The organism is Paenibacillus sp. JNUCC 35 (genome assembly GCF_058269095.1).
The window spans coordinates 4,596,674-4,612,133 of the sequence record NZ_CM177771.1; the positions used below are offsets into that span (position 1 = coordinate 4,596,674).

Here is a 15,460-nt window from a genome sequence, read left to right on the forward strand (position 1 = left end):
GAGGTGTGTGCTTCCGGCCTCTTTTTAGTATAATTAGACTCAGCATTCTCACGCAGAAAGGATTTCGGTCTGAATATGGATGAACAACAAGCGCGTAAATGGAGTGTTATGCGGCGCAAGGGTCCCGGTATGTACGTCATGCTCAACTTCGCACTCCCGGTGGGACTTGTCCTGACCGCTCTCGTCTCGCTTCTGGAATACTCGCTGGCCGGCGAACTGATCGGGATCTGGCTGCCCATCCGGCTTATCGTGTTCTGCTTTCTCGGGTTCTTTATCGGCATGTTCCGCTGGCAGGCGGTGGATAAGAGGTATCAGCAGGTTGCGCCCAAGTACGGATTGCCCGTTCAAGAAAAAGGGACTAAGTAATCCACGGCCAAGAGTTTCCTTTTCCCGCGACGTGTCGGAATTAAAAAGATCGCTTCTTCGTCCTCCGGACGGAAAAGCGATCTTTTTTTACGGGACGGGGCTCTGCCGAGAGGCCGGGAGTCGGGCATCATGCGGCATCCGTATGTGAATAACCGCCGACATGCGGGGCCATACCGCGCGCCGGAACTGCGCAGTGTGAAAAGGAGTTGTGCAGCTGCACAACTCCTGCACGGCTCAAGATGCTCGGGCTCGGGCCCGGAATGAGGCAAGTGAGCTTGCCTAAACTCCTCGGCCTCGGGTTCCGCACGTCTCTATTATCTTGAAAAGAGTCCACCGGGATGTTTAAAAGGTCCCTTCCTCAAGTTCACGCTTGACGTCGCCGTGCTCCAGCAGCCTCGCTTCCAGCTGGTCTTTTTGCAGCTCGTAAATGTTGGTCGGGCTGGAAAGCAGCTCGGCGGTAATGTCCTCGTACGCGTCATGCAAGTTGTTGTTGTACCAATCCAGCGCCAGATCGGCGTCGTTGCGATAAACCGGACCCAGCTTGAAGGACGCTTCCCCGGCGCTGCCTGAGGACAATGCCCCGTAAGGCTTTTCGAACTTGGCCAGCAGCGGCTTGTCAAAGCCCTCTACCGCAAATTCGACATCGGCTACTTTGGCGTCTTTATGATTTGTAATCCGGGTGACTTTGGCGTGCTTGATGTAGGTCATCGCTCACTCTCCTGTCTTTGGCATCGTATCCTTTAGCAGGTAGTATGCCCGGAGGAGCGTATTTTATCGGCTGCGAACCTTCCCGGCCCGGATCAGCCGGATTCCCGCGAAAACGGCCATGACCAGCAGCACGCCCACGCTGTCCATTCCTACGTCAATGGCATGCCCTGTCCGGCCCGGAACGAAGCTCTGGTGCCATTCGTCGGATGCGGCATACAATACGGCCAGAAAACCGCCGGCCAGCCATGCGATCCAGAAAGGCCTTTTCATCGCCAGCAGCGTGCGGATCCAGAGAAAAGCTAGCAGCGCGAACTCCGAAACGTGGCCAGCTTTACGGATGATGAATTCGGCGAAATCATACGGCTTTTTGTACGTCACCAGCCCGCCGTCGTAAGTAAATTCCACTTGGGGAATCCACTGCCGGAGCACATCCTCCTGAACCAGTTCCCGAAAAAAAGGCCGCATATCCTGCTCCTGGTACGTCTCGGCGGATTTTGCGAAAATAAATATCATCCACACCAGCGTCACGGCCAGCCACCAGCCATACGTGCGTAAACGGGGCTTCATGTCTCTGTGCCAGCCTCCTTGCAGGATCTGTCTGAATTTGTCCCCAACTGCGAGCAGTCGGACAATCAGGTGTCCCCGTATTCTTCTTCGTATGTTTTTTTGCGTTTTTTGGCTCCTTCGCCCGATGTCTTTCTTTGGATACTCACCAGAGCAAAAAAGTCGATAATGATGACATTGAAATAGCCCAGCAGGAAAAACGCGTTATGAAACAGCACACTGTAGGCGTCATCCGTAATACGGGCCCACCAGAGGCAGACCAAAACCGTCATCACCGTATTGAAAAGAGACGAAATTCCAAAGGAAAGCCATAGTTTACGGGTGCGCCGCATCAGGACGATTCCCATGATCAGCGTGATTCCGAATACCAGAATCGTAAACACCCAGTAGAGCGTATTATTCGACAATAGGACCACTCCTGCCAAAAATTACGTTCCGGCGGAACGCATACTGACCTAAGGGTAGCATGAAAACGCGGCCGCTTACAACAAAGATCCCCGGGTGAATACGTCAAAAAAAGTACTTTTTCGGGTGCCTTGAGCCGGAATGAGACATGGCTTGCTTTGAGCCCCGGATCTATGTATAATACAAATCACGGGTATGATACGGGGCCTTAGCTCAGCTGGGAGAGCGCATCGCTGGCAGCGATGAGGTCAGGGGTTCGATCCCCCTAGGCTCCATAAGTAAAACGCCACTACATAAGTAGTGGCGTTTTTTATGTCCAGGGGACGAACCCCGAGGGGTTCAGTCCGCGCGCACGGAACGAGTGAGTACGCTTCGGAGCTTCGCTTCCGTGGAGGAGTACGGCGTCCGAATCTTCCGCTAGAAATCTGCGTCGAGTTGGCTTCGTCAGCCGTTTAGATCAAGATTTGGACATCCCCCAGCGGATAGCCGAGTGCTTGCGAGGCATATCCCCCTAGGCTCCATATAAGACAAAAAAGCACTCTTCGGAGTGCTTTTTTGTTGTTTGAGCCAGCGGGGCCGAACCCCGAGGGGTTTAGTCCGCGCGCACGGAGCGAGTGAGTACGCTTCGGAGCTTCGCTTCCGTGGAGGAGCACGGCGTCCGAATCTTCCGCTAAGCTTGTCTTCGTCGACTTTGCTTCGTCAGTAAGTTAAATCGAGATTCATACATCCCCCTAGGCTCCATACATAAAAAAACCTCTAAACACAAGGATTTACGAGTGTTTAGAGGTTTTTTTATGTGTAAAAATTATACTATAGCAAAAATTTTTTTGAGTTAGTCAGGCTATTTCCACACGATTTTCAAGTGAGAACAAAAGGAATTAATTACTACGGATTAACCCGTATTCAAGACTTTTAATATGTTAGTAACCTTTTTTCAAAAAGGTTTTCGATATTCCTCAGTTTAACACGTTTACGGTCGGCTTGAAACTTAACTCAACAACTCTGACGCGCGGCCAGCTTCATCACGAATTCGTTACCGATGCGCTCGCCTGCTTCTGCAAACGACCGCCATTGGTGCAAATTCCGTCTGCTCCGGCTTAATTTGTAAACGAATCGCTTCCTGCCAGTTGTCTCTCGTAACGGATTGCTACTTCTTCTCTCCAACACGTGCACTCAGCTGCACCAAGTCCATTCCTTTCAGCGTGCCTTCGATCAGTTCAGGCAGCCGGTCTGGTGAACATCCAAAAGATGGGATTCCGTAAGAAGCAAGCCTTTTGGCGATCGCCTCGTCGTAGGAAGGAACACCTTCATCAGACAGCGCTAACAAACAGAGTACTTTGACGCCTGCTTGATGAAGCTCATCCATTCTTCGCAGAAACTCAGAACGATTCCCGAACTCATAAAGATCAGAGACGAGTATGAACAGCGTCTTCTGCGGTTCTTTAATAAATTGCTCGCAGTAAGCAACCGATTTGTTAATGTCGGTCCCGCCGCCAAGCTGGATGCCAAAAAGCATATCAACCGGGTCATTCGCGCACTGCTCACTTAAATCGACTACCTCGGTGTCAAAAGCTACGACCTTCGTTTCGAGCGAAGGCATACTTGCGAAGATCGAGCCGACGATGGAAGCGTAAATGACGGAGTTTGCCATTGAGCCGCTCTGGTCAATATCAAGAATGACCGTCCATTCCTTGCTTTTGCGGGCCCGGTCGAAGAAATATACTTTTTCCGGGATGAGCAGCTTGCGGTTCGTATCGTAATGTTTCAAATTTTTGCGAATCGTCGTATTCCAATCGAGTCCCGTCACGGATGGAATGGGGGAATGTTTTCTACGGTTGAGTGCCCCCGTTACAGCTCGCCGGAGATCTTCAGACATCCGCTTCATAATTTCATCCACAACTGCTTTGACAAGCTGTCTAGCCGTTTCTTTCGTTTGTTCAGGGATTCTTCCTTTAAGTGACATCAGGGTCGCAACCATTTGTACATCCGGCTTTACTTGCGACAGCAGCTCCGGTTCAAAAAGCAATTGCGTCAGCCCTTTGCGCTCAATGGCGTCAGCTTGAATGACCGAAACGACATCTGGCGGAAAAAACGTCCGAATATCGCCGAGCCATTTCGCAATCTTTGGAGAAGAAGAACCGAGACCCGCAGCTCTTGTCTGCCCTTTTTGACCCAAACGAGATGAGTCGTCAATCAACTGTGTATCATCGTAAATGGCCGCAAGCGCTTCATCCATAATCCGTGCTTCCTCATCCAAAAGCTGCGCTAGCGTACTGTCAAAAGACTTCAACTTCTCTTCAGTCGCTGCGCCTAGAATCAAGCGCCACCTTTTCATCTTTTCCAAATTGTCCGCCGTCATCGCTTATAAGTCTCCGAAATCAAAGTCATTAAGTTCATCGAGTTTCTCCTTCTCTTCTTCCCCAAGCGGACGCTGCAAGGCTTCGCCAGTCGCAATGGCGCCAAGCCCCCATAGTTCCCCCATGAGCTCAGCGATGTTCGCCTTCTCTCTTGCTTCAAACGTCCCGAAAGCTCTCCGCAAAAAGACGAGCGAGCGATAAAATTGCTCATTCTCAAGCGATTGAATATAAGCATCGAGCTGCTCCCACAAAAAGCTGCGCGACAACAAAGCGTACCGGTTGCGCATGGCAAGCCCCTCGAACCAGCCTGCTCCAAGATCTGCCGGAATGCCCGGTGATAATCTTCGCGACATTTCCTGCGCGCTTCTCGCTTCATCCACTTCATTTCGTTCCAGCAAAATGGAAAAAGCGAGTCCCGACAATTTCGCATTGCGATCGTCACGCATTGATAATTCGCGCAGCTTCTGCAGCCAAATCTGATCGTCGACGATTTCGTAATGTTCCTGCGCGATGCTGTGGAACGTTTGAATAGCGCTTGCCATCGTTTTGGCCGCCTCGTCATTGCAGTTCGCAGCATCGACAAGAAGGAGCGAACCCCGAAGAAACAGCTGCTCAAGCAGCGGAATGAGTGAATCCGTCGCGATTCGGCGGATGGAGCCGTATCCAATTAAAACGGACAATTCCAAAGCTGCCGAAGCGATTTGTTCGAAGTTTCCTGAATCGACGGCAAGCTCCTGCAGCACCCCTCTTGCCTGCTCCATTAAGCTTGGCAAATCAGATGTGCAGGCGAGGCGAATGATTCGAGATGCTTCGGCAATGTCGGCGCATGCCTGCAGCTTTTCATGAATAACGAACGCGGCTGCAAGCTCAATCGTCTCCCCTTTCAAGGTCGATTCAACCGCTTCAATTTCTGCCTCCGGCGACCATTGCAGCACCCAATTTTCCGCCCAAGAAGCCGAAGCCTGACTGACATGCTGTTTTTTTACAAAGCTGATGCCGAGCAATTCCAGTCGATGCAGGAGCACGGACCGATTCAAATCGATAAAAGCGGCTTCGACCGTTTTGACACGGCGATTTTCACGCAAATCAAGCTCAAGCGTTGTGGCTACCGTCGTTTTGTATTTCTCTAGCTTAAACCGCTTCAGCTCGCGATTAAGATCATCTTGAATGGGCGTTTGGCTGACTCCGTCCGGCAAGCTGCCAATAGCTGTACCAACATCCGTTCTGGCCAAAGCTTCTGAAATAACGGACAATTCCCCGTACCCCATCAAAACGATCGCCGCATCGCGCAATTCCCTCCAAGTCGGCGAAGTTCCATCATGCATGACGGCCAGAGCTTGTGCCAATCGAACTCCTTCAATGACCGAAGCAGTCGAACGATAAGTCCCTTGATCACGCAAGTAAGCAGCTACTTTCGATAAATACAACGTCGGAAGTTTCCACAGTTCATTTTGCTGCAAGCATGTCCAGAAAAGTTCGTAATAGGCGGGCGCCTGATTGCCGGCTCCATAACCTGAATATGTTGAAAGCTTATAGTAAGAGTAAGGCATCAACGTAATTTTCGTACGAACTTTAGGCAGTCCTTCCAGCTCGCGATCGGTCATAGGCAGCAATTCAGGGCGCAGTGCTGAAGCGTGATGTGCACCGGTGACGACGACGATTTTTTCGGGTGCGTGACCTGAGCGGATCGTCTCCTCGATTTTTCTCCTCATGTAAGCTTCGCGTATTTCGTTGTAGGCCGCTTCTTCCGGCGCAAGACTCTGCTCGGCTTCTTGCATTAGCGCTCTCATCTGAATCGAGTAATGATCGATCGCCTCGCGGTACGCCTCTTTACTTGTACAATGCTCAAAATAGCGCTCCCAATACGCTTCATAGTCCGGTTCGCCCGAAAGTTCGGTGATTTGTTCATACATTTTATTTTGCAACTGAACATAACTCGCGCGATCGCTCGTCTCATTCTTTCCTTCGCCCGCTTGCACCGCTTCTGCTTTCGCCTTGCGTCCAGCGCCTTTTCGATTCTCATACAAAGTCAGCGAAATCGTCGAGGGCAGGTCCATAAATTCCGCATGAATGCCATGCTGTTTCGCCCACCGAAAAGCCTCGTACTCAGGCGAATAGCTTGCAAAAGGGTAAATGAGCGTGCGCACCGGCAGTTCCTCCGTATAAGCGAGCAGCGCGACTGGCGGTTTGACTCCGCTCATCGTCAGCTGATGAATATAATCGTTCGCATCACTTGGACCTTCGACCAGAATAGCCGTCGGCTGCTTTTCTTCCAGAAGGGCTCGCAGATGGTACGCGCCCGCCGGTGATAAATGCCGAATGCCGAACACATTCACTCGTTTTTTTTCGCTCACCCGTTCAGTTCCGAGCAGACGTTGTACAGGCTCCGCCATGTCGATCCCCGCTTCTTCATTACATTTTCCAAATATTCCTTCCAGACGAGCTTGTCCTTCTCCTCATCCTTCACGATCGCACCTTGCAAGCCCGCGGCAATATCTTCATCGCTGATGGTGCCGCTGCCAAAGCTGCCGGCAAGCGCCATACTGCCCGTTAACAAGGAAATAGCTTCCGCTGTCGAAATAACCCCACTTGTCGGCTTCACTTTCTCTTTGCCGTCCAGTGTCATGCCGCTTCGAAGCTCCCTGAAAATCGTGACGACTTTGCGTACCGCCTCATCATCCGGTAAGGACGCCTTCAGCTCATAACTCGCCGAAATTTCAGCTACGCGCTTGCATACGATGTCCACTTCCGTGTCCAAATCCGATGGTGCAGGCAGCACAATTATGTTGAAACGGCGCTTCAATGCTGCTGACATGTCGTTAACGCCACGATCGCGCGTATTGGCGGTAGCTATGACAGAGAAACCACGTGCTGCCGAAACCTCGCTTCCCAACTCAGGAACGGAAATCGTTTTTTCAGACAAAATTGAAATGAGCGCATCTTGCACTTCGGAAGCGCAGCGCGAAATTTCTTCAAATCGGGCAATCCCTCCTGTTTCCATCGCGCGATAAATTGGACTTTTAATAATCGCCTGCTCGGAAGGCCCTTGCGCAAGCAGCATCGCATAATTCCAGGAATAACGAATTTGCTCTTCGCTAGTTCCGGCCGTACCTTGAATCACTTTCGAAGAATCACCATGAATGGCTGCCGTCAAATTTTCCGACAGCCACGATTTCGCCGTTCCCGGCTCGCCAATTAGCAACAGCGCACGATCTGTCAGCAATGTAGCAATTGCCATTTCAACAAGTCTGCGATTCCCGATATATTTCGGTGTAATGGTGACATCGCCCGCTTTGCCCCCAGTAATGAAAGTTAACACCGCTTTCGGCGAAAGCTGCCAGCCAGCCGGTTTGCTGTCTTTATCGACACTTTTCAGTGCTTCTATTTCTGCGGCATACAGACGCTCTGCCGGCAATCTAACGACATTTTGCTCTTGATTTGAACTCATACGCTCATTCCTTTCTGTGCTTCAACCGTTCCTTCTGCTTGCTTAGCTCGAAGATTCTCGACAATTTCCATTAATTGTTCTTTAAATCGCTCCCCTTTTGGTGACTGAGCGAAATGCTCCAATTGATCTGCATAAGTATACGGCAACATATGGAATAAATGGAATAGAAGCGAATTCGAGTATAGATAGTAATATCGTTTAATTCCTCCATTCTTCAGCGCTTCCATCACCAGATCAGGTGCTTCCTCATGCCCTAGCTTGAGTAATGTGATGAGCATTTGGGCCGTATTGTCATTTGAAAGATCAAGTTGATTTTTACATTTATGAATCAAATAAGTAATAACTGTCGAACTCGGACGTGTTGCCGTGCCGTACACAAGTCTGCACACCAAGTCATCTTGATTCATTTTCATAAACAAATCAATCCATCTTGCGTCCCAGTTTTGCGTCCATTGCTGCTCTTCTTCTAGATCGGCATTTAGTTGACGCACCATGTTCGGAATGATGCGTGGTATATAATCCAGCAGTTCCTTAACTGTTTTCCTGGAGCGCTCCTCAAATTCCGGCGCGAATCTTTCATAAACATCCGCTGGCGATAGCAGCTTGAAAGCTGCCCACAGGCTGTTGCAGATGAAAGCCTTTTTATGTTTATCTTGCAAATCGAGCACAAATGGAAGTGCCTCTGAATATTGCATATTTTGCAGCATGTTGACCGCCATGTTTTGAAGCCAATAAGTATGCTGACTGACAAATCCCGGTGTGGATAACAGCTTGGTAAGAAGCGTATACACTTCCTCACTTTCAAATCCATCCAAGCTTTGCAGATCTACATGGAGCTCTTCGACAGCCTTCTCCAGCTCTTTGTTCTTTTCTTTCTTTTTCTCCTTGTCTGCCTCATTCTCCGTCACTTTTGTTTTCTTTTGCGCCAGTAAAACAAGAATACGTTCGAAGGCAGCATCCGCATGAGCAATAACTTGATTCGCAAGACGAAAAGAGCTGGACCTGCGAATCGGCTCAACGGCCATTTCCCGATCTTTCGACTTCAACACAGCAAACAGACGATCGAGCGCTTGTTCCGTGCCCAAAGTCGACAGCGCATGATAAGCCGCCTCTCGAATTTCTTTCTTCTTATCGTCCGCCTGCTCCAAAATAAACGACTCTTGATCGGCAAAATGGCCTAAAATTTTAATCCCAGCCGCACGAACCTCGACAGATCCCTCTTGAGCCGCAGCTAAATACAGATCAAGCCCTTCTTCCTGCTGCAAACGATAAATATGCTCCAGTCGCCGGGCATCTCCCTTGCCGCCTTGTTGTCTGAATTGCTGGTGCAGCACAGGTAATATTTCCGGTCCATAAGCGAGCAGTACTTGATTATGTATAAAATCAGCAATTTCCGAGTAGCCGTCATCCAAGGCGTCTACTGCCGAAAACATGACACGGAAATCGTTAAAAAGGCCCTCCTCATGTGCCTGATGGATCACTTCCCATCTTCCAGAGCCTTTAGTGTTCAGCGCTTCAATAAGTGGCTGCAGCTTGCGATAAGGAATGTTAGTGCCAATTTGGATTTGCGTTCCCGCTATAGCATGGCGTTCAGTTTGCGGTTCTGTTTTTCCTTGCGTATATAACACAGAAGTTAGCAGCGTGCCCAAATCCAGCAGCTTAACCGCGCCATCCTCCCGATTCGACTCCAATACTTCCTGCACCGCTTGCGCGATTCGTTTGAACACTGCCGCCGACTCTCCAAACTTATGCAGCTGAGGCAGTATTTTCTTCAAGTTAAAATCGCCCGCAGCCATTCCGCTGCCCGCAATGAACAGTCTGCGAACCTCCCGATGCAAATCAAATAACAGATCGATACTCATGTATGTCTTCTCCTCTTCCTTAATAAAGCAATCGAATGATGCCTTGATCTGTGACGATGCTTAGCAATTGGGCATGCAGCCGGTTATTATCCATATCATGCTCAAATCTGACTACAGCGGCTTGCTGCTTGAGCACGTCTTGATGAAGCATCGGCAGCATATGAGCTGTTGACTGTTCCACCGATTCTAAATCCGAGAGCTGCAGCTCTTTGCCTTGTCCGTCCAATAAGACGGGTCCATTGCTGCTGTGCATCAGCTGATCATAAGCGAGCAATAGGACGGGACGTTTATCCGACAGCGGGTTTTTGATTTGATTTTTAACGATTTTGACCGCTTCCGTTACGGAGGAAAGTGCTTTGGATTTCACAGCCTGGAAATCTTGCTCTGTTACTGGACGCGGAACTGCCCCTTCCCAGCGAATTCTGCAATTCAGCTCGCCCGGGTAAATCATAAGCTCTTTCGCATTCACAATTGCAAAGTAAGAATCTTCTTCTTTGATAAACTTCGCTGCACGGAACGGACGGTACGTCCTTGTTGTATAAACGGTGCCTGATTCCACATCCGCCCAGAATGATTCGTCGACGTATTCCCCTCTTGCCTCATCCGCATAGGAGTTAAAGCTCAGCTGCATAAGGTCCCGATCGCTTTGAACCCTGCCGCATTCGCGCAGCTCCGCCAGCTGCCAGGCATGACCGATCCATTCCTCAATCGTGGAGTCCAATTCAGGCGCTTGTTCCGGATTGTCCAATTTTTGCTGCAAATAGCCGCGGCTTTTCTTGAGTAACGTATGCAGCGTGGATAAGTAAGTGGACGCCTTGGCATAGATCGTTTCTTGTTCCTCATCGGATCGAAGCAGAACAATGAGATTGCGCATTGCCGTCTGGATGCCTGGTATATAATAATTGCCAAGCTGTTTCGCTTGATCTTCAATCATTTTCAACATTTGCTTATCCAAACTGCCTAATCCTGATTGTACGATTTGATGAAGCAGCTTCTCAAAAATAGCAATCCCTTCGAGCTGTGCTCCTATTTTTTTTAGCAGTGCCGATTTGCTCGTCTTCCGTTTCGTCGGCTTTTCTTTACTGGTCGCCTCACTTTTCTTCTGCTCCCGCTTTTCGACCTTCTCCCTTTTTCCCATAATATCTTCCGGAATCGGTGCTGTCTCGAAAGGCGTTTCGGCTGCATAAGCATACATCAAGCCGAGCAAATGCTTACACGGGAACTGGCGGCTTGGACATGAGCAGCGAAACACCGGCTGTCCCTCGGTCATCCAGTCGACGGAGCAGCGATACGGTTCTTTCCCGCTTCCTTTGCACTCTCCGAATAAAAGCTTGCCATCTTCCGTCTTGCAAAGTTTCGTGAAGCTTTTTTTCTTGAACAAGTCTTTGCCGTTTTTCATTGCGGCGCTGTTATGCGCCAAACTGTCTACATACGCTTCCGATAAATTGATCATGGAGTCCCTCACCTAAAAAGTTTTCTTTCTTCAAAAATTCCACACCCTGCCTCGTAATCCATTTGTTCGATAGTCTCATCTTTCTTTTCGCTTCGCCATACTCCCACCCTGTTCGTTCCCTTGCATTCATGACATGATAATGATGGATCGTTGATCGACAAGCATACCCAGGCATTGAGTTCAGGACACTCCCGCAGTGCGGACAACTGTTAGGTGCTTCGTATTCTGTATGTGCAGCGGCCTCGATTCTACCACTAGAAAGCAGTCCTTTCTAGACTTTGCGCTCTTCAATGAGCATTCGACTAGGAATCGAATTCACAACAAATTGCGGAATAGTCGAGGGATAGTCGATGGCTTCCTATGCACTACTGCAGCTGAGCTTAGCAATCCGAGGAATAAATGGAACGACAGCGCCAAAATCACGAACACTTCGGACTGGAGAAGCGAATCGTTTTCGAGACTCGTCTTACTATACGAAATTCGTCACAAAGCGTTCCCTCCCAACATTTTAAAGGGGGATACCTATGTTTACGAAAATCACCATTCAAGAAGACGAGCGAGGTTTGCTGTTTCGCGACGGGAGATATGTGAAGCTGCTGCAGCCAGGGACGAATCGCTCCTTGCCTTTCTCAAATGGTTGTGGAGATTATCTCTGTGTCGAAGCGTTTTGAGGTGAAAAATAAAATAAAGATCTGGAGCTATTCTTCCGCTCTTTCCTTAACATAAAAACGCCATCTCTCCACTGGCAGCGATGAGGTCAGGGGTTCAGTCCGCGCGAACGGAATGAGTGAATAGGCTTCAAAGCTTTGCTTCCGTGGAGGAGCACGGCGTCCGAATCTTCCGCTAGAATGCTGCGTCGAGTTAGCTTCGTCAGCCGTTTAATCAAAGATTCGGACATCCCCCTAGGCTCCATACAAGACAAAAAGCACTCTTCGGAGTGCTTTTTGTTGTTTGAGCCAAGCGGGGCCGAACCCCGAGGGGTTCAGTCCGCGCGCACGGAACGAGTGAATAGGCTTCGTAGCTCTGCTTCCGTGGAGGAGCACGGCGTCCGAATCTACCGCTAGAATGCTGCGCCGAGTTAGCTTCGTCAGCCGTTTAGATCAAGATTTGGACATCCCCCCTAGGCTCCACCTTGACATTGGATCAATCCTGTAAGCAGTGGAGAGTCCGTAGCTAGTATAGTACACTTGGATATGATATTAAAATAGAATGATTAACATGGGGAAAGGATACAGTATGAGAAGCTATCTTATTTTTGGGGCAAGTAAAGGTCTGGGAGATGCATTTGTGAAAGGTTTGCCTGAACATGGTGATCAAGTATGGATCGTCTCCAGAAGCAGGCCGGGCAGTCTGGATCTTAATGATGGTATAAAGCGGATATGGATTGCTGCAGATCTGGCGCAGCCGGATGCCGCGCAAGTCATATCAAAGGGCATTCAAACGGAGAAGATCGATGTTCTAGTTTATAACGTAGGAATTTGGGAGAAAGAAGGGTTTGAGGCTCAATATACTTTTGACAAGGATGAGGCAAGTGACATTGCCAACATTATAAATGTGAATATAACTTCAACAATTACCTGCATACAGGCTGCACTGCCTAATCTTCGCAAATCAGAAGCGGGTAAAATTATTCTAATTGGCTCCACAGCAGGACTGGACCATACGAATAACAACCAGGTATCATTTGTAGCTTCCAAGTTCGGTCTGCGTGGCATTACTCATGCACTGCGGGAGCATGTTCGTAAGGACGGCATTGCGGTCACTTGTGTGAATCCGGGCGAACTGGCAGCAGAAATTCCTTATGAGGATGGTGCAGATAAAGCGATTGCTGAATATAGCGGCACAAGAATTCCTGTACAGGATATTGTCTCAATTGTAAAATGCGTCGTCAACCTCTCTAGGGTTTCCTGTGTTAAAGAAATTCATATTCCAGCAATGACGGATTTGAATGCATAAGTTAGCTTCGTCAGCCGTTTAGATCAAGATTTGGACATCCCCCTAAGCTCTATATAAGACAAAAAGCACTCGCTGGAGTGCTTTTTATTGTTTTACCATCGACCGAAACCCACGGATTCAGCCCACGTGGAAGAATCTCAAAGTGATCGTTGCTCTATTGAACCGACTTTAGCGATTCAACCTCGGCTTCAGATAGACCGCTAGCCTTGGCAATGACTGAAACCTGAAGCCCCAAGGCAAGCATATTCTTAGCAATTTGGATAGCCTTCTTTTGCTCTCCTTCGGCTATTCCTTTAGCTATTCCTTTAGCCATACCTTGGGCCATGCCCTTAGCCATACCCTTTTCCGTCGCCCATTCAATCATGGAAGCTTCATCGTGCAAATACTTTTCCCGTTCTTCATATAATCGGCGGGCTTCCCTGTCCTGGCTCAGAAACTCCAGCGTGTCCATGGCTTTTTTCAAAGTCGGTTCGTTCATTTTCAGCACCTCCCAATTAGTTTTGTCCACACCCTTCAAGAACAACAGCCAGTTGATCAGACCGCCTTCAACCGGAGCAGCCTTCTCGTCCAGTTTGGACAGCTCCATAAAATGGACTTCGATATCGTCACACAGCTCCAGCCCCGTATGGTCTTCCCTCAAATGATAAACATTATGGTACCGGTCATTGGAAATAAACGAGTAATTTAAAATATTTATCGTGACACACTTTTTCAATTCCTTGTAGGTTTGACCTTCCTGCAGTTGGCCGGAATAACGCTTGCTCCAGTAATAAAGCGTCCTTTTTTCGATATCATATTTATTAAAAAGCTGCATCTCGATGTTAAGCAATTTACCTTCCGCCGTTTTCGCCCAAATGTCAAAGATGGATTGTTTGTCAAGAGGAGCATCCTTTTCCGTATACGGGTTAAGCAGAACAATTTCTGTTAACGGCGGCTCGCCTGATTCCGCAAAAGTGCGGTTCAAAAAAGTCAGCAAGACATCTTTGTTTTCTTCACTGCCAAAAATTCGTTTAAAAACAAAATCGTTCCGGGGATCAAGTAAATCCGGCATACGGACATTCAACTCCGTTTCTTTTTATTATACCATGCTTGGCGTGCTTTTTTGCAGCTTCAGAACCTGTTTATACACTTATATTCGCCAGAAAATATCGGACACGATTCGGCACATTTTCAATGGACATCGAACAAATATAAAATGAAAAGGCACTCCGTAGAGCGCCTTAGTGATCGAACCTATGGAACGTTCGAAGAACTTGCTTCCTTTTCGGGAAATCGCTCCCTCAACCCCGCTTACCCCGCGTTCCCCGCCGTCTCCCTCACCATCAACAACCCCTCCGCGTAATCCGGATTCTCCAAAAGAGGGCGGCCAATCGCGATAACGTCCGCCAATCCGTCCTCAAGGATGCGGTTGGCAAGACTCCGGGTATAAATCTTCCCGACGGCAATGACCGGAATTTCGAAGTGCTGCTTGATCGCGGCCGCATGAGGCAGCTGATACGCGGTGTACACGTCGCTGGGCTGCACCGGGAGAATCCCGCCCGAAGACACATGGATAGCATCCAGTTCGGACTCCAACGGCTTTAACATGCGTGCCCATTCTTCAGGGATGAGTCCCCCTTCGCTGTAGTCTGTGGCCGAAATCCGAACGATGACCGGATAGTCTCTGCCGACCTCTCCCCTGACCGCCCTGAGAACCTCCTTCAAAAACCTCGCTCTGTTCTCGGAACTTCCTCCATAGACATCGGTCCGCACATTCGACAAAGGCGATAAGAACTGATGAATCAAAAACCCGTGCGCCGCGTGAAGCTCAATTCCGTCAAATCCCGCTTCTACACTGCGCCTTGCCGCCATACGGTACTCCTGGATGATGTTATGGATGCCCTCTGCCGATAGTTCTTGCGGCATGCCGTATTGATCGTCGAATGCAATCGCACTCGGCGCAACCAATGTAGCCGTAACCTCCGGCGAAGATTTTCTTCCCCCGTGGGACAATTGGATAAAGACCGGGGTGTCGTGCGCATGGACGGCATCCGTCACTTTCCGCAGCGCCTCCACGTGCCGGTCCGTATAGATGCCGATATCGTTTGCCCACAGTCTTCCATTCGAAGAAACTGCCGTCGATTCCAAAACGATAAGTCCCACATGCTTCGCTCTACGCCCGTAATGCTCGATGTGGTGTCCGGCGGCAAATGCTTCGGCGGTTCCTTTATACTGCTGCAGCGGCGCCATGATCAGCCGGTTTTTTAATGTGATTCCGCCGATAGTTATCGGGTCATTTAAGGTCTTTGTCATCTCTCATTCTCCTTCGCGATTGATTAATGACATTTTATAATGAAATACT

Annotated in this window: 14 protein-coding genes and 1 tRNA gene; 4 read left to right on the forward strand and 11 right to left on the reverse strand. The window is 49.2% G+C overall.

Features of this window, described 5'->3' with window-relative positions; translation table 11 throughout:
- Positions 1-75 precede the first annotated feature (75 nt).
- Positions 76-366 carry a hypothetical protein gene (locus tag AC2TF6_RS20805; protein ID WP_491308301.1) on the forward strand — a complete coding sequence of 97 codons (291 nt, stop codon included), beginning with the start codon at positions 76-78 and terminating at the stop codon, positions 364-366.
- A gap of 342 nt (positions 367-708) precedes the next feature.
- Here AC2TF6_RS20805 and AC2TF6_RS20810 read toward each other — a convergent pair whose 3' ends face one another.
- From AC2TF6_RS20810 to AC2TF6_RS20820, 3 genes are all read right to left on the reverse strand, one after another.
- Positions 709-1,074, reverse strand: a complete 366-nt coding sequence (locus AC2TF6_RS20810; protein WP_491308302.1) for a hypothetical protein — start codon at positions 1,072-1,074, stop codon at positions 709-711.
- Between the two features lie 63 nt (positions 1,075-1,137).
- Positions 1,138-1,641 carry a VanZ family protein gene (locus AC2TF6_RS20815; RefSeq protein WP_491308303.1) on the reverse strand — a complete coding sequence of 168 codons (504 nt, stop codon included), beginning with the start codon at positions 1,639-1,641 and terminating at the stop codon, positions 1,138-1,140.
- 65 nt (positions 1,642-1,706) lie between these two features.
- Positions 1,707-2,045 (reverse strand): hypothetical protein, encoded by a 339-nt coding sequence (locus AC2TF6_RS20820; RefSeq protein WP_491308304.1) that lies wholly within the window; start codon positions 2,043-2,045, stop codon positions 1,707-1,709.
- A 200-nt stretch (positions 2,046-2,245) separates the two neighbouring features.
- Here AC2TF6_RS20820 and AC2TF6_RS20825 point away from each other — a divergent pair.
- Positions 2,246-2,318, forward strand: a tRNA-Ala gene (locus tag AC2TF6_RS20825).
- Between the two features lie 872 nt (positions 2,319-3,190).
- Here AC2TF6_RS20825 and AC2TF6_RS20830 read toward each other — a convergent pair.
- Genes AC2TF6_RS20830 through AC2TF6_RS20850 form a run of 5 tightly spaced genes read right to left on the reverse strand, consistent with a single transcriptional unit; the run spans position 3,191 to position 11,163 of the window.
- Positions 3,191-4,402, reverse strand: coding sequence for a VWA domain-containing protein (locus AC2TF6_RS20830; protein WP_491308305.1), 1,212 nt, complete (start codon positions 4,400-4,402; stop codon positions 3,191-3,193).
- A gap of 3 nt (positions 4,403-4,405) precedes the next feature.
- A complete protein-coding gene (locus AC2TF6_RS20835) occupies positions 4,406-6,793 on the reverse strand; it encodes a DUF5682 family protein (RefSeq protein ID WP_491308306.1) in 2,388 nt (795 codons plus the stop codon).
- Positions 6,751-7,848 carry an ATP-binding protein gene (locus tag AC2TF6_RS20840; RefSeq protein WP_042230970.1) on the reverse strand — a complete coding sequence of 366 codons (1,098 nt, stop codon included), beginning with the start codon at positions 7,846-7,848 and terminating at the stop codon, positions 6,751-6,753. The genes AC2TF6_RS20835 and AC2TF6_RS20840 overlap by 43 nt, the downstream gene beginning before the upstream one ends.
- The gene (locus tag AC2TF6_RS20845) at positions 7,845-9,710 is read right to left on the reverse strand and encodes a HEAT repeat domain-containing protein (protein WP_491308307.1); all 1,866 of its coding nucleotides are present in this window, start codon (positions 9,708-9,710) and stop codon (positions 7,845-7,847) included. The genes AC2TF6_RS20840 and AC2TF6_RS20845 overlap by 4 nt, the downstream gene beginning before the upstream one ends.
- A 19-nt stretch (positions 9,711-9,729) precedes the next feature.
- Positions 9,730-11,163 carry an SWIM zinc finger family protein gene (locus AC2TF6_RS20850; RefSeq protein WP_491308308.1) on the reverse strand — a complete coding sequence of 478 codons (1,434 nt, stop codon included), beginning with the start codon at positions 11,161-11,163 and terminating at the stop codon, positions 9,730-9,732.
- A gap of 524 nt (positions 11,164-11,687) precedes the next feature.
- Here AC2TF6_RS20850 and AC2TF6_RS20855 point away from each other — a divergent pair.
- Positions 11,688-11,834, forward strand: a complete 147-nt coding sequence (locus tag AC2TF6_RS20855) for a hypothetical protein (protein WP_491308309.1) — start codon at positions 11,688-11,690, stop codon at positions 11,832-11,834.
- 86 nt (positions 11,835-11,920) lie between these two features.
- Here the strand turns inward: AC2TF6_RS20855 and AC2TF6_RS20860 are convergent, their stop codons facing one another.
- On the reverse strand, positions 11,921-12,061 hold the full coding sequence (locus AC2TF6_RS20860; protein WP_491308310.1) for a hypothetical protein: 141 nt from the start codon (positions 12,059-12,061) through the stop codon (positions 11,921-11,923).
- A gap of 338 nt (positions 12,062-12,399) precedes the next feature.
- On the opposite strand from AC2TF6_RS20860, the gene AC2TF6_RS20865 reads away from it, so the two are divergent.
- Positions 12,400-13,119 carry an SDR family NAD(P)-dependent oxidoreductase gene (locus tag AC2TF6_RS20865; protein ID WP_491308311.1) on the forward strand — a complete coding sequence of 240 codons (720 nt, stop codon included), beginning with the start codon at positions 12,400-12,402 and terminating at the stop codon, positions 13,117-13,119.
- 154 nt (positions 13,120-13,273) lie between these two features.
- On the opposite strand, the gene AC2TF6_RS20870 is transcribed toward AC2TF6_RS20865, so the two are convergent.
- Both AC2TF6_RS20870 and AC2TF6_RS20875 read right to left on the reverse strand, forming a co-directional pair.
- Positions 13,274-14,170: an Rpn family recombination-promoting nuclease/putative transposase gene (locus tag AC2TF6_RS20870; protein ID WP_491308312.1), complete on the reverse strand. Its 897-nt coding sequence runs from the start codon at positions 14,168-14,170 to the stop codon at positions 13,274-13,276.
- 239 nt (positions 14,171-14,409) lie between these two features.
- The gene (locus tag AC2TF6_RS20875) at positions 14,410-15,411 is read right to left on the reverse strand and encodes an oxidoreductase (protein ID WP_491308313.1); all 1,002 of its coding nucleotides are present in this window, start codon (positions 15,409-15,411) and stop codon (positions 14,410-14,412) included.
- Between the last annotated feature and the right edge of the window lie 49 nt (positions 15,412-15,460).